Below are 360 nucleotides of genomic sequence, written 5' to 3'. Positions count from 1 at the left end.
GGTTGCCTGTCGGGTGTGGCGGGTCGGACGCTGCCCGGCAGCCGCAGTTTCGGCTGCGGCGGGCCAAGGGCCGGTGCCGCGCGGCTGGTTCCTCCGCAGGGCCGTTAAGCCCTGCGGAGGAACCAGTGGTCGCCCGCCGCCTAGCTGCGGGCGGCTGCCGACTTCCTGCGGGCGGCGGCCAGGAAGACCAGGCCACCAAGCAACAGGGCCGCTGCAGGCAGGGCCCATTGGCTGTCCAGGCCAGTGTCGGCCAGGACAGCAGGAGCGCCGACTGCCGGTGCCGCCGCCACCCGAAGGGCACGCGGGTTAACAGCCGGGCGGTTGACGACCGGGGGGTTGACCACGGGCGGGTTCACGACC

General features: G+C 73.9%; 1 pseudogene. It reads right to left on the bottom strand.

The annotated features are described in order from the left end of the window. Nucleotides 1-140 precede the first annotated feature (140 nt). Nucleotides 141-360: pseudogene (locus J1902_RS19110) on the bottom strand (hypothetical protein); the annotation flags it as partial.

The organism is Arthrobacter cavernae, from assembly GCF_017368795.1.
GTDB classification, from domain to species: Bacteria; Actinomycetota; Actinomycetes; order Actinomycetales; family Micrococcaceae; genus Arthrobacter; species Arthrobacter cavernae.
This window is presented reverse-complemented; position numbering and strand designations above follow the sequence as displayed.